Source organism: Primorskyibacter aestuariivivens (assembly GCF_028023675.1).
GTDB classification, from domain to species: domain Bacteria; phylum Pseudomonadota; class Alphaproteobacteria; order Rhodobacterales; family Rhodobacteraceae; genus Marinovum; species Marinovum aestuariivivens.
Genome location: NZ_JAQIOZ010000019.1, coordinates 66,427 through 85,510 on the forward strand (window position 1 = coordinate 66,427; position 19,084 = coordinate 85,510).

Annotated in this window: 20 protein-coding genes; 14 read left to right on the top strand and 6 right to left on the bottom strand. The window is 57.2% G+C overall.

Annotated features, from left to right (window positions below; all coding sequences use genetic code 11):
- The first annotated feature begins 63 nt into the window (after positions 1–63).
- Genes paaI through PGB28_RS17505 form a run of 3 tightly spaced genes read left to right on the top strand, consistent with a single transcriptional unit; the run spans position 64 to position 2,467 of the window.
- Positions 64–531 carry a hydroxyphenylacetyl-CoA thioesterase PaaI gene (gene paaI / locus PGB28_RS17495; protein WP_271422821.1) on the top strand — a complete coding sequence of 156 codons (468 nt, stop codon included), beginning with the start codon at positions 64–66 and terminating at the stop codon, positions 529–531.
- Entirely contained in the window at positions 497–1,807 is a 1,311-nt protein-coding gene (gene paaK, locus PGB28_RS17500) for a phenylacetate--CoA ligase PaaK (RefSeq protein WP_271422822.1), read from the top strand. Before paaI ends, paaK begins: the two co-directional genes overlap by 35 nt.
- A gap of 3 nt (positions 1,808–1,810) precedes the next feature.
- The gene (locus PGB28_RS17505; RefSeq protein ID WP_271422823.1) at positions 1,811–2,467 is read left to right on the top strand and encodes a TetR/AcrR family transcriptional regulator; all 657 of its coding nucleotides are present in this window, start codon (positions 1,811–1,813) and stop codon (positions 2,465–2,467) included.
- Here PGB28_RS17505 and fliP read toward each other — a convergent pair.
- From fliP to fliF, 4 genes are read right to left on the bottom strand one after another with little or no spacing between them, the layout of a single operon-like run.
- Positions 2,438–3,181: a flagellar type III secretion system pore protein FliP gene (gene fliP, locus PGB28_RS17510; RefSeq protein ID WP_271422824.1), complete on the bottom strand. Its 744-nt coding sequence runs from the start codon at positions 3,179–3,181 to the stop codon at positions 2,438–2,440. The genes PGB28_RS17505 and fliP overlap by 30 nt on opposite strands.
- On the bottom strand, positions 3,178–3,468 hold the full coding sequence (locus PGB28_RS17515) for a FliM/FliN family flagellar motor C-terminal domain-containing protein (RefSeq protein WP_271422825.1): 291 nt from the start codon (positions 3,466–3,468) through the stop codon (positions 3,178–3,180). The genes fliP and PGB28_RS17515 overlap by 4 nt, the downstream gene beginning before the upstream one ends.
- Positions 3,446–4,060 carry a FliH/SctL family protein gene (locus PGB28_RS17520; RefSeq protein ID WP_271422826.1) on the bottom strand — a complete coding sequence of 205 codons (615 nt, stop codon included), beginning with the start codon at positions 4,058–4,060 and terminating at the stop codon, positions 3,446–3,448. The genes PGB28_RS17515 and PGB28_RS17520 overlap by 23 nt, the downstream gene beginning before the upstream one ends.
- The gene (fliF, locus tag PGB28_RS17525) at positions 4,057–5,706 is read right to left on the bottom strand and encodes a flagellar basal-body MS-ring/collar protein FliF (RefSeq protein WP_271422827.1); all 1,650 of its coding nucleotides are present in this window, start codon (positions 5,704–5,706) and stop codon (positions 4,057–4,059) included. Before fliF ends, PGB28_RS17520 begins: the two co-directional genes overlap by 4 nt.
- Positions 5,707–5,811: 105 nt before the next feature.
- On the opposite strand from fliF, the gene PGB28_RS17530 reads away from it, so the two are divergent.
- The 11 genes from PGB28_RS17530 (at position 5,812) to PGB28_RS17580 (ending at position 17,731) form a co-directional block, all read left to right on the top strand.
- On the top strand, positions 5,812–6,300 hold the full coding sequence (locus PGB28_RS17530) for a flagellar basal body-associated FliL family protein (protein ID WP_271422828.1): 489 nt from the start codon (positions 5,812–5,814) through the stop codon (positions 6,298–6,300).
- A 12-nt stretch (positions 6,301–6,312) separates the two neighbouring features.
- On the top strand, positions 6,313–6,681 hold the full coding sequence (locus PGB28_RS17535) for a DUF6468 domain-containing protein (RefSeq protein ID WP_271422829.1): 369 nt from the start codon (positions 6,313–6,315) through the stop codon (positions 6,679–6,681).
- Positions 6,682–6,691: 10 nt separating this feature from the next.
- The gene (locus PGB28_RS17540) at positions 6,692–7,297 is read left to right on the top strand and encodes a MotE family protein (protein ID WP_271422830.1); all 606 of its coding nucleotides are present in this window, start codon (positions 6,692–6,694) and stop codon (positions 7,295–7,297) included.
- A gap of 60 nt (positions 7,298–7,357) precedes the next feature.
- Positions 7,358–8,227: a flagellar motor stator protein MotA gene (gene motA / locus PGB28_RS17545; RefSeq protein ID WP_271422831.1), complete on the top strand. Its 870-nt coding sequence runs from the start codon at positions 7,358–7,360 to the stop codon at positions 8,225–8,227.
- Positions 8,227–10,245, top strand: a complete 2,019-nt coding sequence (locus PGB28_RS17550; protein WP_271422832.1) for a hypothetical protein — start codon at positions 8,227–8,229, stop codon at positions 10,243–10,245. The genes motA and PGB28_RS17550 overlap by 1 nt, the downstream gene beginning before the upstream one ends.
- Before the next feature lie 28 nt (positions 10,246–10,273).
- Positions 10,274–12,346, top strand: a complete 2,073-nt coding sequence (gene flhA / locus PGB28_RS17555) for a flagellar biosynthesis protein FlhA (RefSeq protein ID WP_271422833.1) — start codon at positions 10,274–10,276, stop codon at positions 12,344–12,346.
- The gene (locus PGB28_RS17560; RefSeq protein WP_271422834.1) at positions 12,343–13,095 is read left to right on the top strand and encodes a flagellar biosynthetic protein FliR; all 753 of its coding nucleotides are present in this window, start codon (positions 12,343–12,345) and stop codon (positions 13,093–13,095) included. Before flhA ends, PGB28_RS17560 begins: the two co-directional genes overlap by 4 nt.
- Positions 13,095–14,183 (top strand): EscU/YscU/HrcU family type III secretion system export apparatus switch protein, encoded by a 1,089-nt coding sequence (locus PGB28_RS17565; protein ID WP_271422835.1) that lies wholly within the window; start codon positions 13,095–13,097, stop codon positions 14,181–14,183. The genes PGB28_RS17560 and PGB28_RS17565 overlap by 1 nt, the downstream gene beginning before the upstream one ends.
- On the top strand, positions 14,180–14,632 hold the full coding sequence (locus PGB28_RS17570; RefSeq protein ID WP_271422836.1) for a hypothetical protein: 453 nt from the start codon (positions 14,180–14,182) through the stop codon (positions 14,630–14,632). Before PGB28_RS17565 ends, PGB28_RS17570 begins: the two co-directional genes overlap by 4 nt.
- A 443-nt stretch (positions 14,633–15,075) precedes the next feature.
- Entirely contained in the window at positions 15,076–15,231 is a 156-nt protein-coding gene (locus tag PGB28_RS17575; RefSeq protein ID WP_271422837.1) for a helix-turn-helix transcriptional regulator, read from the top strand.
- Between the two features lie 286 nt (positions 15,232–15,517).
- The gene (locus PGB28_RS17580; protein WP_271422838.1) at positions 15,518–17,731 is read left to right on the top strand and encodes a hypothetical protein; all 2,214 of its coding nucleotides are present in this window, start codon (positions 15,518–15,520) and stop codon (positions 17,729–17,731) included.
- A 145-nt stretch (positions 17,732–17,876) separates the two neighbouring features.
- On the opposite strand, the gene PGB28_RS17585 is transcribed toward PGB28_RS17580, so the two are convergent.
- Both PGB28_RS17585 and PGB28_RS17590 read right to left on the bottom strand, forming a co-directional pair.
- Positions 17,877–18,686 carry a glycosyltransferase family 2 protein gene (locus tag PGB28_RS17585; RefSeq protein WP_271422839.1) on the bottom strand — a complete coding sequence of 270 codons (810 nt, stop codon included), beginning with the start codon at positions 18,684–18,686 and terminating at the stop codon, positions 17,877–17,879.
- Positions 18,683–19,081 (bottom strand): GtrA family protein, encoded by a 399-nt coding sequence (locus PGB28_RS17590; protein ID WP_271422840.1) that lies wholly within the window; start codon positions 19,079–19,081, stop codon positions 18,683–18,685. Before PGB28_RS17590 ends, PGB28_RS17585 begins: the two co-directional genes overlap by 4 nt.
- Positions 19,082–19,084 lie beyond the last annotated feature (3 nt).

Consider the following 19,084-nt stretch of genomic DNA (forward strand, 5'->3'; position numbering starts at 1 on the left):
GAATTATTGACCGGTTGGTCGGTTTATGTAAGCTCTTCCCGACACACGGGGAGAGATATCGGCATGACACCGGAGCAACGGGCAGAACAAGCGGCTGAGGCCATGTGGGCCTCGGACCATGCCTCGCAATGGCTGGGCATGTCTCTGGTTGACGTGGGCGAGGGCTGTGCAACGCTGTCGCTCGACGTGCAAAAACATCACTGCAACGGTCACGGCATCGGTCATGGCGGTATCACCTTTGCGCTGGCCGACAGCGCCTTTGCCTTTGCCTGCAACAGCCGTAATCAGACCACCGTCGCCGCCCAGAACGCCATCAGCTACCTCGCGCCGGTGCGGTTGGGCGACAGGCTGACCGCTATCGCGCGCGAAGTGCATCTACGCGGGCGAAACGGCATCTACGATGTGACGGTGACCAATCAGAACAACGAAAAAATCGCCGAATTCCGCGGCACGTCCCGTGCAATTGGCGGAACCATTTTCAGGGAGGGAGACGAGGATGAAGGATCTCACACCGCCGAAAGACACGCTTGACCCGATCGAGATCGCGTCGATTGACGAGATTCGCGCGCTGCAACTGTCGCGGCTGAAATGGTCGCTGCGCCACGCCTATGACAATGTCCCGTTCTATCGGGACCGGTTCAATGCAGCGGGCGTGCATCCCGATGACCTGAACGATCTGGGCGATCTCGCCAAATTCCCGTTCACGGTCAAATCCGACCTGCGTGACAATTATCCCTTTGGGCTATTCGCCGTACCGCGCGAACAGATCCTGCGCATTCATGCGTCGTCGGGGACGACGGGCAAACCAACGGTTGTCGGCTACACGGCCAAGGATATCGACGATTGGGCACATCTGGTGGCGCGGTCCATGCGGGCCAGCGGAACGCGGCCCGGTGACGTGGTGCATGTTGCCTATGGCTATGGGCTGTTCACCGGTGGATTGGGCGCGCATTACGGGGCTGAAAAACTGGGCTGTACGGTTGTGCCGGTCTCGGGCGGGATGACCGCGCGGCAGGTCACGCTGATCACCGATTTCCAACCATCGACCATCATGGTCACACCCTCCTACATGCTGAACATTCTTGAGGAATTTCACCGTGTCGGGCTTGATCCGCGCGAGTCTTCGCTCGATGTGGGCATTTTCGGTGCGGAACCCTGGACTAACGCCATGCGCTCCGAAGTCGAAAACGCATTCGACATGCATGCGGTGGACATCTACGGGCTGAGCGAGGTCATGGGGCCGGGCGTGGCCAATGAATGCGTGGAAACCAAGGATGGGCTGCATATCTGGGAAGATTTCTTCTACCCCGAGATCATCGATCCTGCGACGGGCGAACCGGTGGCCGATGGTGAAAAGGGGGAGCTGGTTTTTACCACCTTGACCAAGGAAGGCCTTCCGATGATCCGATACCGGACCCGGGACCTGACGCGGCTGATGCCGGGAACGGCGCGCTCCATGCGGCGGATGGAAAAGATCACCGGGCGCAGCGACGACATGATCATCCTGCGCGGCGTGAATGTCTTTCCGACCCAGATTGAAGAACAACTCTTGCAAACTGGCGGTCTGGCCCCGCATTTCCAGATCGAGCTTTATCGCGCCGGACGTATGGATGCGATGCGCGTCTATGTGGAGGCAACGCCGACTGCCGCCGATGAGGCCAGCCGCGCGGCGGCGGCGCGCATGCTGAGCAAACGGATCAAGGACGCAATCGGCATCTCCTGCGAGATCGAGGTGGGCGACCCCGGCACCGTGGCGCGGTCGCAGGGCAAGGCCGTGCGCGTGATCGACAACCGCCCCAAGGAGTGACCGATGGCCCGGACAATTGCCAAGGACCACGAAACCAAGCGGGCGCTGATCCTGGAAACGGCTGCGCGTGTCTTTGCGGATCAGGGGTTTGACCGCGCCTCGATGAACATGCTGGCCGAGGCGTGCCAGATATCCAAGGCCAATATCTATCACTATTACAGCAGCAAGAACGCGCTGCTGTTCGATTTGCTTGAGACCTATCTCATGCAGCTGCGCGACCGCATCGCCGGTCTTGATGCCAGCGGGTTGACGGCCGAACAACGGTTTCGACAGGTCGTGCATGAAATCCTTGCCGCCTATCAGGGCCGCGACAACGAACACCGGGTCCAGATTGCCGCGATGCATGTCCTGACCGATACGGAGCAGGTCACATTGCGCGGCTATCAACGCGATCTGGTGCGCATTGTCCGGCAGAACATCGCGCAACTGTCACCCGGGGACCTGGCCCGCGATAAACCCAGGTTGCGCTCGGTCACCATGTCGGTCTTTGGCATGCTCAACTGGTTCTACATGTGGAACAGCAGTGCAGACCGTGCCGAGCGCGAAAGATACGCCACGCTGGTCTGTGATCTGGTTCTGGGTGGGCTGGAGGGTGCCGCGCATTCCGGATCGTTTCCGAATTTTCCGGGGTCAGAAATAGCCGCGGACAAGACTGCTTGAGATCAGCGCCCAGCCATCGGCAACGACGAAAAACGCCAGCTTGAAGGGCAGTGATACGATCGCGGGCGGAACCATCATCATCCCCATCGACATCAGGATGGCGGCGACGACAAGGTCAATGATGAGAAACGGTAGGAAGATCAGGAACCCGATCTGAAACGCACGGGACATTTCCGACAAAAGGAAGCTTGGGATCAGGATGCTGGCCGGCGCTTCCGGTGATGGCGCGGCCAGTTCTGTTGCGCCGCGCAGATCCGCCATGGCGGCAAAGGTCTCTGCCTCGACGCGGGCCGCCATGAAGACGCGGAAGGGCTCTAGCGTGCGCTGAAAGCCTGCTTCGATCTCGATTTCTTCGTTCAGGACCGGTTGAATGCCGGATTGCCACGCCGCCTGAAACACCGGTTCCATGACGAAATAGGTCAGGAACAGTGCCAGGGTCACGATCAGCATGTTGGGCGGCGATTGCTGCAGGCCCAATGCCTGGCGCAGGATGGAGAGAACGGTGACGATAAAGGGAAAGCAGGTCACCATGACCGCGATCCCCGGCGCGAGGCTCAGCACAGTGATCAACAGGATCAACTGAAGCCCGCGCGCCGTGAGCGACCCGTCATCGCCGAGGGACAGCGAAAAATCCTGTGCGAAAGCGATCTGAGCCGGGACGCTGACAAGCGCGACGCTCAGGGCAAAAACAATCGCTGTTGCCCGGCGCGTCATTCCTGCCCCAATGTGCTTTGCAGATCGGCAACCTCGGTCAGCCGGACCGAAAGTTTTCCTCCGCCTTCCCCTTCCGCCTCCATCAACTCGCCCTTGGCGATCAGACGGGACCCGGCATAGAGCTCGACCGGGTCCTCGATGCGCCGGTCCAGAGGCAGGACGGAATTCGGACCCAGCGCCAGCAGTTCCCGCACCGTCGGACGCGCCCGGCCCACCGCGATGGTGATTTCGATCGGAACGCTGGTAAAGGGGCTGGCCCCCAAATCAAATGGCGTCTCGCTGCTCATCTTCTGCTCCCGAGGATAGGTATTGTGAAAAGGTTTCGATGGCGTCCTGGATGTCGGTCATCAGGCTGGCGAGATTGAGCTCCAGTTCCTGTTCGTCAAAGCGCATCTGCACTTGGCCGGGCGCAAGCGAGGCATCCTCGCGGACCGTGACCGGAAAGGAAAAATCCTGCTCAAACACGTCTTCGACGGCGGCAAGGTTCTCGCTTGGGACAAGCACGACGACTTTGCACCCCGCCTGTGATTGATTGGCGATCCTGAGCACTTCCTCGACAACCCGGTGGCCTATCGTGGCATGCATGACCTCGGGCAGGACCTTTGTCGTCAGTTCGGTCAATAACGGGCGCAGCCCCTTGATCATATGGGCATAGGCCTCGTTATAGGTAAATGATAGGTCGAGCAGGTTTTGCGACAGATCGGTCGACAGGTTGCGCCGATCCTTGGACTGCGCCTTGGCCGCATCATCCCATCCGGCCTTGTAGCCTTCTTCGAAGCTTTCGAGCTTTTGGGTTTCAATCTCTTCATCCGACAGACCTAGGCTGCGGTGTTCAGATACCGATCCGAAGTCTTCCAGCAGATCATTTAACGTCGTCATGCCTTTTCCTCTGTCTCATCCAGCCAGCCGCGCAGGATTTCCACGGTTTCTTCGCGCCGATCACTGATGGCGTTGCGCAGGCGCTCAACCGGATCCGGGCTTTCGTCGCCGGTAAATCCGCCTGCGGCATCGAAATCGGTTGCACTGTCAAATGTGGGCAAAGGCGCGAATTCTCCGGTTCCATCGTCGATTTCGCCGGTCAGCACCGCGGTTGGCTCATTGTCAGGGGTTTCAAAACCGGTCTCGGGCATGTCAGAGGGCGCGCCGGGCAGGGCCAAAACCTGGTCCTGTTCCGGTGAAGACAGGATTGGACGGACAACAAACAGACCGAGGATCAGGCTGACAATCGCAAGGACTGCCATCTGGATCAGAGACACAGGGTCCAGCGGAATGCCCGACCAGAAATCGGCAGTGGCCGTGGCACCCGCTTCTTCGACCGGCTGGAACGGCATGGATTTGATCGTGATCACATCGCCGCGCGCCTCCTCGAACCCGACGGCCGAAGCCACCAGATCCCGCAGGGCATTCAGGTCCTCTTCTGCGACAGGGACAAAAGCTTCGCTTCCGTCATCCTGAATCTGCGTCTGCCCATTCACCAGAACTGCCACGGTCAGCCGTTTGATGGCACCCGGCTCACGGATGATTTCGCGTTCTGTTTCAGATACTTCGTAGTTCACACGTTCGCGGGTTTCGCTGTTCTGCGAATTCGATTCGCCACCGCCACCGGCATCCCCGTTGGGCAGGTTCGACGCCACCGTCACATCGCCGCCGCCCGCCTCCTGCGAGGTGTTGGAACGCTCCTCTGTGTCCGTGCTGATGGCAACCCGGCTTTCCGGATCGACCAGGCGCTCGCGTACCGATTCTGTCTCGGTCACCGTATCGACGCTGACCTCGACCACAGCATTTCCACGCCCCACACGGGCCTCGACCAGACGGGTGACACGCTCTTTCAGGGCTAGCGACTTTTCATCGCCCGTATTTCCCACAACCTTTTCTTCGCTCCCCGAGACGAGCCCCGAGACGCTGTCAATCACAGCCACATCGTCGGGAACCAGCCCGGGAACGGCAGAGGCGACGAGGAATTTCAATGCCTTGGCCTGCTGCGAAGGCAGCGCGCCGTTAACACTTGTTACAAACACCGAGGCGGTTGCGCCGCTTTCGCGTTGAAACGGGTTCGACTGGGTGTTGGCGATATGGACCCGGACAGACGAGATCGACGGATTCGACAGAATGGTCCGCGCAAGCTCGCCCTCCTTGGCACGCCAATAGGCGGCATCGAACATCTGTGACGTTGTGCCGAACCCCGTCAGCGAATCGAGAAGTTCGTACCCTTTGGTTGAATTGGCGGGCAGCCCCTCGCTCGCCAGCGTCAGGCGCAGTTCGTCCCGCGCGGTCGAGGGTACAAATATCGAATCGCCCCGGATTTCATAAGGTGTCCCGCCCTGTTCCAGCACGCGCACGATCTCGCCCGCAGAGCCGCTTTCGAGACCCGCATAAAGAAGCGACATCGAGGGCGTCGTCGCCAGCCGTCCCAGCATTAGAACGGTTGCAAACATCCCCAAAGTGGCCACAGCGGCAATCAGTTTCTTCTGAAGACTGAGCCCGGTCCAGACAGTCATGATTTGCGTCACAGCATCCTCCAGCATCACCCTTCTGGTGACAGCGTGTGACGCCATGTGTCGCCGAACAGCCTTAATAATCGGTTAGTTCCTGAGGGGTTATAGAGGGTCGGCAAACAGAAAGATCGACCGATGGAAGAACCTGAAACCCAAAAGACCGAAGAACCCAAAAAGAAATCCAAACTGCCCCTGATCATTGGCCTTGTTCTGGCCATACTGGGCGGTGGGGGCGGGTTCTATGCGGTGTATTCCGGGCTCATTCTGGGCGATTCGGCCAAAGTCGCCGAAGAGCCCGAGCCCGAGGTTGATACCGAGCTGCCGCCGGTGGCTTTCGTGCCTGTTGATCCGGTGGTCATTTCCCTGTCCGCGGATGGCGAGATGAAGCATTTGCGATTCGCTGCACAGCTCGAGGTCCCCAGTGCTGCCAAGCCCAAGGTCGAGACTTTGCTGCCCCGGGTCGTGGACGTGTTCAATTCCTACCTGCGCGCCGTCGAGATCGCCGATCTGGAGGACCCGACAGCGCTGATCAAGGTGCGGTCACACCTGTTGCGGCGGGCCCAGCTGGTGTTGGGCGACGATGCGGTTTCGAACCTTCTGATCATGGAATTCGTACTGAACTGACGAGGTGGGAACATGGAAATGATTGCGGACATATTGCTGGTTGCCGGCGCATTGGGGGCGGGGCTCTATTGTCACGTTCTCGCGCGACGCCTGAGCCGGTTCAACGATCTCGAAAACGGGGTTGGTGGTGCTGTGGCCGTGTTGTCGGCTCAGGTGGATGACCTGAGCAAGACCCTGGCCTCGGCCAAGGACGCGGCCAATGGGTCCAGTGAAACGCTGGAGCAGTTGACGGAACGGGCGGAAGCCGTGTCGCGCAAGCTCGAACTTCTGATGGCCTCCATGCACGACATGCCCGACGCGCCGGGGCAACCTGCCGATCAGCCGCCGCCCGAGCCCTCGGGGCCTGTCTTTTCCCACAACGTGAACAGATCAGCAGGGTAGGGTTTCGAAGATGGCTCGCACCAAGTCACCCAGAAAAAGAGGCAAGGCCAGGGGCGCCTTGACGGTGATTGCTTTGTTGCTGCTCACGTCCGGATTCCTGCGCGTCGGGCTGGAAGCCACAGAGGCCATCGCGAAAGAAGCCAGCCCCGAGGAGATGGCCGCCGAGGATGCGCAGCACAAAACCGAGCCGCAGCACTGTGTTGCAGACGATGACCTGATCCCCCTGTTGCAGGCGATGGACCAGCGCGAGACCGAGATCCGCAACCGGGAAGAAGAGATTGCGGTGCGCATGCAGGCGCTCAGGATCGCGGATGAGAAGGTCCGGGAAAAACTGGTGCAATTGCGTGAAGCCGAAGAAAGGCTCAGCGCGACCATTGCTATTGTCGATCAGGCGGCAGAGACGGATCTTGCGCGCCTGACAAGCGTCTACGAGAACATGAAGCCCAAGGATGCGGCGGCGTTGTTCGAAGAGATGGCACCGGAATTCGCCGCTGGTTTCCTGGGCCGGATGCGGCCCGAAGCTGCGGCTGGCGTGATGGCCGGTCTGACGCCGGAAGCGGCCTACACGATCAGCGTGATACTGGCCGGCAGGAATGCCAATGCGCCCAAGGAGTGAAAAAGCACTTCTTAACTTTCCCGTGGCATCAATCAAATCCAAGGAAGAAGAGGTGGCAGCATGATTGGATTTGTCGGAATTGCGGTTGTGTTCGGGATGGTGTTCGGCGGCTACCTTCTGGCCGGCGGCAAGCTGGGCCTGATCCTCAAGGCGCTGCCTTTCGAAATGATCATGATTGGCGGTGCAGCCACCGGCGCGTTCCTGATCGGCAATGACTTTCATGCTGTCAAACACACGGTGAAAGACGTTGGCAAAGTCTTCAAAGGGCCGAAATGGAAAAGCGACGATTACCGCGAATTGCTTTGTCTTCTGTTCGAGTTGATCCGCATCGCCAAACAAAACCCTGTCGCCCTGGAAGAGCATATCGAGTCGCCGGATGAATCCTCGATTTTCAGCAAATATCCCAAGATTCAGAAAGACAAGGAAGCGTCTGAACTGATCTGCGACACGTTACGCGCGGCAACAATGAACTATGATGATCCGCATCAGGTCGAAGAGGTTCTGGAAAAGCGCATGGATGCAACTCTGCATCACGCCATGCATTCGAGCCACGCATTGCAGACAATCGCCGATGGTCTACCGGCGCTTGGTATTGTCGCCGCCGTTCTGGGCGTGATCAAGACTATGGGCTCCATTGATCAACCACCTGAAATACTTGGTAAAATGATCGGCGGCGCGCTTGTCGGGACCTTTCTGGGGGTGTTTCTGGCCTATGGCTTCGTGGGTCCGTTTGCAGCGCGGCTCAAATCCGTGGTCGAAGAAGACGCGCATTTCTATCAATTGATCCGCGAGGTTTTGGTGGCCAACCTGCACGCGCATCCCACCAATATCTGTATCGAAGTGGGGCGGCAAAACACGCCCTCGCATGTCCGGCCCGGGTTCAATGACCTTGAAGAAGCGCTGAAAGCGTTGAAACAGGATGCGGCCTGATGATGCGGGTTGTCCTCTTTCTGCTCTGTTTCCTGCCGGGCCAAGCATTGATGGCGGGTACCGTCACGGTCCTGAGCGGTGAACATGCGAGCTTCACAAGGTTGACGTTTTCGATGCCTGAAGGCGCGACTTACGATGTCACGTCGGTAGACGGCTCGATCCGGATCGCATTCTCGGGCCCTGATCCTTTACGCGTCGACAGCGCGCGCATCTTCAACCGTATCCGACGCGACCGGATTTCCGAGGTCAAGGCGATACCCCCCGCTGCCATTGAGATTGAGCTGGGGTGCAATTGTACCTATTCGGAGTTCTTCCAGGAGCCAAATCTTCTTGTTATCGACGTGCGCGAGGCGCTTGATACCGAAACGCCGGAGATTGAGTCAGAACCTGTCGTCGAGACCCCAGTGCCAGATTTGATTCTACCCCTTCGTGACGGGTTCACCACCGAGGGAACAAAAGACATTGCCCAGGCGATTTCGCGCAACATAACGCGCGGCCTTCTTGAACAATCAACGCTCAGGCCCGGAACCGGGCCGGTTTCGAGCGGGCAGGGCTTTTCCGGAGCGGACTTCCCCGCGGCAAACGTGTCATTGCCCGCAGGCACAGGTGACGCCGAAGACGAGCCGGACGTCAAAAGCTGTTTCGCCATTGCGGTAGCTCCACTTCCCGCCGGGCTTGAGGGTGAGACCTATCATGCCCGCTCCGGAGCGCTGACGGCCCGGCTGTTTCGCGAATCGGGTACAGTGAACGCCGCCGTCGCCTTGGATCTGGCGCGCGTCCAACTGGCTTTTGGCTTGGCGACAGAGGCCCTGGCAACGCTTCGGTTTGCCGAGAGTGCGGCCGAAGATGTGGCCTATTTCAAGGAGTTTGCGTCCGTGATTGCCGAACGAGGGCCCATGCCACGCAAGCGGCTTCACGCCTACCGGACATGCAGCGCTCTGGCCCTTCTTGCCGCGACGCTTTCCGATGATGTGAACCAGATTGCCCAGGATGACGTTCCACAGCTCCTGATCGCTCTTGAGGAAGCATCGCGACCCCTGCTCAAGATCGTGGGGCCGAAATTGACGGCGGCTCTTGTCGCTTCTGGTTTGCCGGACGCAGCCGAGCAGAGCCTTCGCATCCGGCAGCGCGCCTTGCCCGAGGACCCGCTCAGGCTTGCCGATCTGGAGGTTGCGCCGGAGACCCGGGCAAAGGACGATGTTGTTCGCGAGATCGCAGGCTCCAACAAAGCCGAGGCCGTCGATGCCGTGGTCTCGCTTGTCACGACAATCACGCAATCGAAGCAGGCGCTGAACGCAGAGGATGCCACGCTTGTGTCGTCGCTTGCCTTTGAGAACCGGAAAACAGGCGCGGCAGAGACAATTGCCAAGGCCGAAATCTACGCTCTGGCTTCTCGCGGTCAGTTCGATGAGGCCTTTGCCAGTTTTGATCGAACCGAAATGTCAGCCCCAGTCAGGAAAGAGGCGCTCGCGTATTTATTGTCAGAACTGGCCAGAACAGGGAGCGATTTGACCTTTCTGAAACACACGATCAAGCGGCTCGACGGGATAGACGGTTTGTCCGGGGTGCCAGCGGTCGAAGCCGTTGCCCAGCGGCTCTACGAAACCGGATTTGGAACGCTTGCCGATGGTCTGCTGGCGCGGTTGGCACGCCCGTCGGATGATGTGTTGAAAGGGATGATCCGGCATGCGGCCGCACGCGGAACCCTGACGAATGTCTCGCCGGAATTGGTAGGGCGCGCCCGTGAAACCGGTGACCCGTCAACCGTCTACAGATTGGCGCTGCTCCAGTCCGATTTTGATCGAGCCGCAGAGCTTGCTCCGCCCGACAGCGCCGGACAGAGCCTCAGGATGATGAGGGGCCTAGACGAGGCACAAGATCCGGCTTCCGCGGCTCCGGAAACTCCGGAGGCATCTCTTCAAGCGTCCCTGACCCTTGTCGAGTCCGTCCGGGACATGACGTCCCGGATCGAAGCGGCATTGGACCTCGATCAGCAGCTTACGCGATCAGACAACTAGATCAGCAAGGACAGAAACCAGAACGGTTATGAAAGTCATTTTGAAAAGCAATACGATCCTGCTGGCGATCGGTTTGCTGGGCATCGTCGGAATGATGGTTGTCCCGGTGCCGGCCTTTGTGATCGATGTCGGGCTGGCCTTGTCCTTCTCGCTCGCCATTCTGGTCTTCGTTATTGTCCTGTTCATCGACGAACCTCTGGATTTTTCGTCCTTCCCGACGATACTACTGGCCGGGTTGATGCTTCGGCTGGCGTTGAACGTATCATCGACAAAGCTGATCATTGGCGAAGGTCATACCGGGACCCAGGCTGCGGGCAACGTTATCAACGGCTTTGCGAATTTTGTCATGGGCGGCAGTTTTGTCATCGGGCTGGTGACCTTTTTCGTGATCCTGATCGTGAATTTCATCGTCATCACAAAAGGCGCGGCGCGGATGGCCGAGGTCGGCGCGCGTTTTGCTCTGGATGGCATGCCCGGCAAGCAGCTCGCGATCGACTCTGATGTTTCTGCAGGGGCGATCGATCACGCCACTGCCAAGCAAAGGCGTGACCATGATCAAAGGGAAACTACTTTTCTTGGGTCGCTCGATGGTGTGTCGAAATTCGTCAAGGGGGATGCCGTTGCCGGGCTGTTGATCACGGCGCTGAACATCATCTTTGGCGTTGCCAATGGCGTTTTCGCGCATGGAATGGACTTCTCTGTCGCCCTGCAAACCTATGCCATTCTCACCGTTGGTGACGGTTTGGTCACGCAAATCCCCGCGGTCATCGTGTCCATCGCATCCGCTCTTCTGCTGGCCAAGGGCGGCAATACCGGTTCCGCGGATATTGCCGTTTTCGCCCAGATCGGGCAGCACCCGTCGGCCCTGCTTGCCGTGTCTGGCCTGCTGTTTTGCTTTGCGGTGCTTCCAGGTCTGCCGCTTGCTCCGTTTCTGATTGGCAGTTTGCTTTTCGCGGCCATCGGTATCTGGCGATTGCAAAGACCGGACCCTGACGTGATGGCACCGGATGATGAGGAACAGAGCGAGCTGGCCCGGGAAAATCCCATTGGCGACATCCTGGCACTGGATGACATTCACGTCGAATTTGCGGTTGATCTGGTTGATATGGTTCTTGATCCCGCCGCGGGGCTCGATCTGCGGATATCGAACATGCGCAAACACGTGGCCTCCTCTTTCGGGGTCATTATCCCCGAGATCAGACTGACCGATAACGCATCGCTTTCACCCGGCACCTATGTGATCCGAATCCAGGGCGTTGAACAATCACGCGCTCAACTGCACCCCGATCTGGTGCTTGCGCTGGTGTCGGAAAGCCCCGACGCGCTGCCTAACGGCCAAGACGTGCACGAACCGGTCTATGGTGCGCCCGCGCGCTGGATCAAACCGCATGAGGCCGAAGATCTGGCGCTGGACGGTGTGACCATTGTGACACCGAACGAGGTTCTGGCGACCCATCTTCTTGAGACGATCAAGGCCAATTTTTCCCGATTGTTCACGTTGAAATCCCTGCGTCAGCTGCTGGATGAAATGGTCAATCTGACGGATCCGGCGCGGTCCGAGTCCAATCGCAAGCTGTTTGACGAGGTCATCCCGGACAAGGTTCCGATGGATGTCTTGCTGGGGGTGCTGAAATGCCTGTTGGATGAACAGGTATCGGTGCGCAACCTTCCGGTCATTCTCGAAGCTATTGCCGAGGCACGAAAAGTCACTCAACACCCCGAGGGGATCTGCGAAATCGTACGCCAAAGGCTCGGGTTCCAGATCGTGTCCCAACTGCGGCGCGAAGACGGGTCCGTCCCCCTGATCCAGCTTGCCACCGAATGGGAGGACGTGTTCACCCATTACCAGGTAGAGGCGGACAATAACGGGCTGGATGTCGCCCTGCCGCCCGAGGTATTCACCAAGTTCACCCAATCCATGGTGGAACAGATCGATCAGGCCAGCCAGAAGGGTCTGGTGGCTCCGATCATTACATCATCGCGTCGTCGCCGTTTTGTCCGCAAGATCGCCAAGGCCAAGGGGCTATCGACCCCGGTGATTTCCTTTGAAGAGCTGGGGTTGGAGGCGACGCCCGCGCTTGTCGGGACAATCGCCGCATGACACTCACCCCGTGGTCAGAGCTGTTCGGCCCGGATGTGACCCATGCCACATTGGTTTTCTTTCGCGTGGCGGCGATCATTTCGGTGATGCCGGGGCTGGGTACGCCAACCGTCCCGGTGCGGGTCAAACTTGCGCTCGCATTGGCGCTGTCGGTGTTCGTGTCGGGCACCGCGGCGCTTGAAATGCGCCCTATCTCAGTTGGGCTGATTGCCAGCGAAACGCTTGTTGGTCTGGTGTTCGGAATAGGCTTCCGGTTTTTGATATTCGCATTGCAGACGGCGGGAACGATCGCGGCGCAATCCACGTCGCTCAGCCAATTGCTGGGCAATGCCAGCGTCGAGCCGATGCCCGCCATCGGGCATATCCTTGTGACGGCCGGATTGGCATTGATGTTCATCCTGGACCTGCATCTGCTCTGGTTGGCCGGGATTATCGATTTGTATCGTATGTTCCCCGTCGGCACCGTGCTTGGCGCAGCGGATCTTGGCATGTGGGGCGTGGCCGAGGTGTCGCAGGCCTTCGCACTGGCCTTCCGGATCGCGGTGCCGTTTCTGATCCTGTCGATGATGTATAATGTGACGCTGGGTGTCATCAACAAGGCGATGCCGCAGCTCATGGTGGCCTTTGTCGGCGCGCCCTTGATCACCTTTTGCGGGCTTGCCTTCCTGGCGCTGGGCGCCCCCGTTATGCTGAGCGTCTGGAGCGCGGCGGTTGAGGGCTATCTCGCGAATCCGTTCGGGGGGCGCTGATGTCCAGCGAAACCGACCCGCGCGACAAACCGCATGATCCGACGCCGAAAAAGCTCGAAGATGCGCGCAAAAAGGGCGAACTGGCGCGCTCTGCCGAGCTCAACACCGCCTTCATGTATCTTGGCCTGCTGCTGAGCGCGGTGACCTTGGGCGGGGCCGCCATGATCAAGGCGGGTGATGGCCTTGCCGTGTTCCTTGCGCGTGCCGATGCGCTTGCCGTGCCCGGCGGTGTGGCGATCTCTCATGGTCTGCCAAATGAGCTTTTCCAGCAGATCCTGACCGCACTGCTGCCCTGGTTTGTTGCGCCGGGTGTGCTTGTGCTGATGTCTGTCGCGGTTCAGAGGAACCTGGTTTTTGCGCCGGAAAAGCTGAAATTCAAACTCTCGCGAATATCGCCGGTGTCGAATTTCAAGAACAAGTTCGGCATGAACGGGCTGTTCGAGTTTTTCAAAAGCAGCGTCAAACTGGCGATCTATTCCGTGATCCTGGCGATCTTTCTGCTCAGTGAGAAGGATCAGATCATCAGCGCGGTCACCGTCACGCCGCAGCAGGGCATCATCATGTGGCTGCGCCTGTGCCTGTATCTGCTTGTTTTTGTTCTGTTGACTGCGGCCGCGATTGCCGGCTTGGACGTGTTGTGGCAGCGTCATGCCCATTTGCGCCAGCACCGGATGAGCGATCAGGAACTGAAGGACGAATTCAAGGAATCCGAAGGCGACCCCACGTTCAAGTCCGCACGCCGGGCCAAGGCGCAAGAGATTGCGATGAACAAAATGATGCATGACGTGGCGCAGTCCGACGTCGTCGTCGTCAACCCGACCCATTACGCCGTGGCGCTCAAATGGGACCGGTCCAGAGCAGGAGCGCCCATTTGCGTGGCAAAGGGCGTGGATGAAACCGCCGCACGCATCCGTGAACGCGCCACGCTATCGGGTATTCCGATTTTCAGCGATCCCCCGACCGCGCGGAAACTGCATGCCGACATCCGGATCGACCAGGAGATTCTGCCCGAACATTACCGCGCCGTCGCGGCCGCGATCCGTTTTGCAGAGAAAATGCGCGAAAAGAAGCGACAGGGTTGGACATGAGAAACATCGGCAAAGACATAGGCCCGCTGCAAAAGGTGACACAGCTTCTGTTCGACCGTGACCTGCGCGCGTTGCAGAGCATTCAGGCCGAAGAGAACAAGCTGCGTCAGGAACTGGCGGCCCTGCGAGAGTCTCAGAAGACACGGGCCGCGCATACCCCACCCGAGATCAAGCAAGCCTATGCGCTTTCAGGCGAACAGCAATGGGTCGTCTGGGTTGATGCCCGTCTCAAGATCCTGAACGGTCAGCTGGCGCATCTGCTGGCCCGCAAATCCTTTTTGACGGAGGCGGCGGCAAAATCACTGGGCCGGAAAACCGCGCTGGAGGCGGTTGCACGCAAGGACGGCGAAACGGCACGGCGCGCTCGCAATCGCCGGGAACAGGAAAAGCTGTTGGACCTGCGGCTCCAGTCTCGCGCGGCGGGCCGCGACCGGACAGGAGGGCTGTGACCACATAGCATGATCAATGCGGCAGTCGCCCCAAATATCCATGAAATCCAGAGCACTAGGCTAACCGCCTGAAAGGCGGCCAACATATCGGAACACAAGTTGTCGGGGATTTTGGTGCCAGGAGAGGACCAATATCAACAAAGTAAAATATTGATATTTATAAACTATTACCCGTGTGGTTTTGGTAGATATCCGATTTGATACCCGCAAATCCGATATTATTAAGAGTTTCGACGCCCTTGCGAGGACCCGCATTCAATCACTTGTGAACTTATCCAAGCATACCTGAACACGCTTTCCGCTTCAACTTGACCGCCGATTGGCGCCAGATCGCGCAGTCGGCGTATCTTGATCCGCCGTCAGTTGCTGTTACGCTAACAACCTCTCGGGAGACTTGTCGAAACCCGAGCATCACGATGCTCTTCAATCATGGAGACATCGTGATGAGGATACTTTCAAAACGCCAGGTCAAGGAGCTGGTCCTGTACTCGCCGCAACACACCCGCCTGGAGAAAGCAGGCCAATTCCCGAAACGGGTCCAGCTGGGCTCGAACCGGGTGGGCTGGGTCGAGGACGAGGTGCTGGAATGCCGCGTATGACAGCAGGCACACCGTAGGCCCTACAGCATGCCAGGCCTACCGCCGGCTACATCATGCGCGCTTCAGGCCACCGCACCCGGGCACAGCCAAGATCATCGAAAAATCGAGGTGCTAGATAGTCAAGAATTCTTCACGTTCCATCTGGCACTCTATCGACACAGATCGACCCGCACGCTATGTGATGTGCGGATTGAATCTTGACGGCCACATAAGATTGCAATGAGCGTTGCGACTAACGTCTCCTACTTCTGACAGCCACCAGAGAATCTTACCGTGCAACACCGCGATGACAGAAGGTAGAACCAACTTGTTAAGTTTTCTAAAAGGCGCATCATCTTTTACTTTTCTGTTTGCATTGTTAGTCATAGCCAAAAAAATGTCGCTGGAAATCCCGACGCAACATGTCGACGGAGCATTTCAAACCGCGAGCGCCCTCTACAGAATCAACGATGGACAATTTCCTGGACGTGATTTTTTTCCGTATTTGGGGATTGGGGTCACATACCTTCTATATCCAACATTCCTTACGCTTGGGGAAAATTTATCCGCAAGCGTGTTTAGCTCCTATTTATTTGTTTTCCTGTCGGGTTGGGCAGCGACACTTTCGTTGGTGGCGCTAATAATTAAACCACCGCGATTCTCATCCCTTGCATTTACATCCGCGATCGTATTTGCGATAACCTTTACATTACACAGTTTAGTTTTTAGCCCTTTTGTCGCAGATCTTATTTCCAGCCCAGGCGCCTCCCTGAGGCTAGTACGCGCTTTGATACCTTTCATTGTCGCACTAGTAATTTTTTGGATAGACAACAGAAACCTACCGGAAAGATATCAGCTCGTTGCAACCGGAGCAGCCATCGGTACCAGCCTCATCTGGTCAAGTGACTACGCTTACACAACCGCGCTCGTTTTCTCATCGGCTGCACTCATAGTGCAAATAAAAAGGGGGCTAAATGACTTATTTCGTCGTTTGGCCATAGTGGCAACATCAACGATGACTTTTGGAGCTTTTTTACTTTCGATAAGCACGGCAGGCCACCCAATTCGCTATCTTGCCTATGGGTTCAAAGATGTCGCAAAGGACCAGTGGTGGTATTTTGGGCCGTACAATGCAGAAAGTAAAATTTTTAATTTGTCAGACATGAGTAAAATCTTTACACCTGACGTATTGGCAAGCACATGCGTTCTTCTAGTTTCTTTCGTCATATGGGCTTGGACTAGGCACGATAGACTTCTTCTAGCAGCGAGCGTTGGTCTGGTCACTTTTCTTTCGGGCCTCGTCGCGTCAGTCGGCGGACACCTTGACGGTTATTTTGACGCATTTGTTTTTTGGGCATCGATCGCCGCGATAACCTTCACGTTCAACTTGGTGGGTGCCCTGATTTCCAAGCAGCTCTTGTCGCGCCCGCGGCCGGCTTTTCGTCTCATCGGCGTAGCTTCTGTCTTTACTTTATTTTTCGCGTTGGCCGTAGGTCAATACAATTCTATGGCGCAGAGAAAAGATAATCTACAGCTTTCCAGCGAAATGATGTATGTATCAGAATTGGGTGGGTATATATCCACAGAATGGGATGATTATATAAATTTTGCGCGAAAAAACAGCGAAGCGCCGGTAATTGAGGAATATTGGGGCATACTTGGCGCGATCAGTACGGCTAAGCCACTATGGAAAGTCGATTCTGTAATACATGCTCTTGGAAACGTCCGAGATGACGCTGAAAGACAATTGGACGGGGCGGAATATATTGTGTCATCAAAGTTTGACGCCTCCCCGGTCTGGCAACCTTGGAGTGTGAGTCAAAATTTTTGGTTCTATGGTAAATTGTTGCGAGAATGGAGTCCGGTAATATCGTCTCCAAGAACAATCGTATGGCAGAAGGCGAATATCAATTCCCGTAGTCTAAGTTTAAACTGCGAAATCTTCAATTCAGGATCAAAGTTCAGAATCCCGTCAGGGGATGCCGAATATTTTCGAGTGAATCTGCAGTTGGGCACTCGGCGACCGCCGACTTCTCGGACACTTTTATTCATTCGGAACAATATTTCGTTTGCCCCTGGATCAGAAGGCTATGTTTCCGTTGATCCGAATGCAACCGAAGTGACTATCCCGGTTTATCGACCTGAAAGGGATTCTGAATTTGATCTTTTCAGCCTCGGTTACGACGGGGATTTACATCTGACCGACTGCGAATATTCGCCAATTTACCGTTCCAACCCTGACTATTTAAGGAAAGGATCACGAAACGCTCTCCTAATTACCAACGGTTACTGGTTGAATGGAGTTGCGCGGAACGGGTATCAGTTTCTTCTCCCCGATACCGAGGAAGACTTTATCAGATTTCGCCCTGGGAATGTCGTGGTTATGGAAAACGGAGAGAAGCGCGAGATTTATCGCGTGCAACGGAGAAGTGGTTTCTTATTCGTTCGGGTAAAGGGCGGCAAGTTGGATGCGTCCGAAGTTGGGCTACCGACCAATTTTAAAGTTCTGAATATCCTGTAGGAAAAAAATATTCATTGGTGGGTGCGGTTTCCCAAAAAATGCTAGAGCCATGTCTTCAATCAAGGACCCAATTTACAGTTCGCATATGGTGGAGTTTACCCCGGAGGGCCTGGTTTTCCGTTCGGCCGCGTCTGGCCTATGTGCTTCAACGCGGCTGTGGATGGTAATGACCGAGCGCGGCTTTGAAGGCCTGCCTCAGAACTGCCACCTTGTCGCTCCATCCAGTGATCTTCGTCGGCGTAGCTACATTGGGGGGATAGCTTCGCACTACCGGCACTTGGCCGACTTTCATGCCGATTTGTCCGGCCCGCACGGTCAGATAGAACAGAAGTTCGTAGTTGCGGAATACGGCGCGGAAGGGGCGTACCCTCGGGTCCGCCAAGTACCGGGCCGAATACGCGCGGAACCCATTCGTTGTGTCCGTGTACCATATCCGGCCCGCAAGGCTGAGCAGCGGAGCGTGCACTAAGCGGTTGGCGAGGGTGCGCTCGATAGGCGTACGCACCGCCTTGCCACCGGGCAGATAGCGCGACCCCTGCACATAGTCGTAGCCCGCTTTCAGCATCGCCACCATCGCTGGCACGGCCTCGATCCCGTCCTTGCCGTTGCCGTCGATAGTGACGATTCCCTCGTAGCCTTCGCGGAGGCACCAGGCATAGGCCATCCGCAATTGGGCACTGAGTTTGCCTTCGCCTGTCTTTGTCAAAAGCGCGCGTACTCCGATGTCTTTAAGAAATGCGGGTTCGAGCGACCCGTCCGTTGAGCCGCCGTCGGCGATGACGATATCCAAAGAGAATGCGGCCGCATGTAAGCGCTTCAATTGCCGCCCGATCCGGTCGCCCTCGTTGATTACTGGAATGACCAACGCGTGCCGATGCCGCCTGTCTGACAGAATCGTCTCGGCATATGAGGGTACTTCCCAGTAGTCTTCCGGCAGCATCGCGTCGACTGTCATCGCTGGCTCTCCCACGCTTTGATTGTCCGAAAAACCCATCTCTTGCTGGCCGCGAAGCTAACAAGGAATGACACGCCTGCGCCGAACAGCAGAACAATGATGGCAGGCAAAGCCGGGAAAATCACGTCCAATCCGGCGACTACCGCCAGCCTGGTAAAGAAGGTCATGACAAGAACCGCGAGGTACCTGACCGATCGAACAGCAGACAGTTCGCGTGCGCCGTCGCGAAACGTCCAAAGTTCGTGCAGCATATAGTTGAATACGGCGGCGAACACAAAACCGATCCCTGCGGCCTGCCACAGAATGACGCCAAACGAATGCGCCAGAATCCATGACGCTCCGATGTCCAGACCGAGCCCCAGTATGGCGACTATCAGGAACCGGACATATTCCATGGG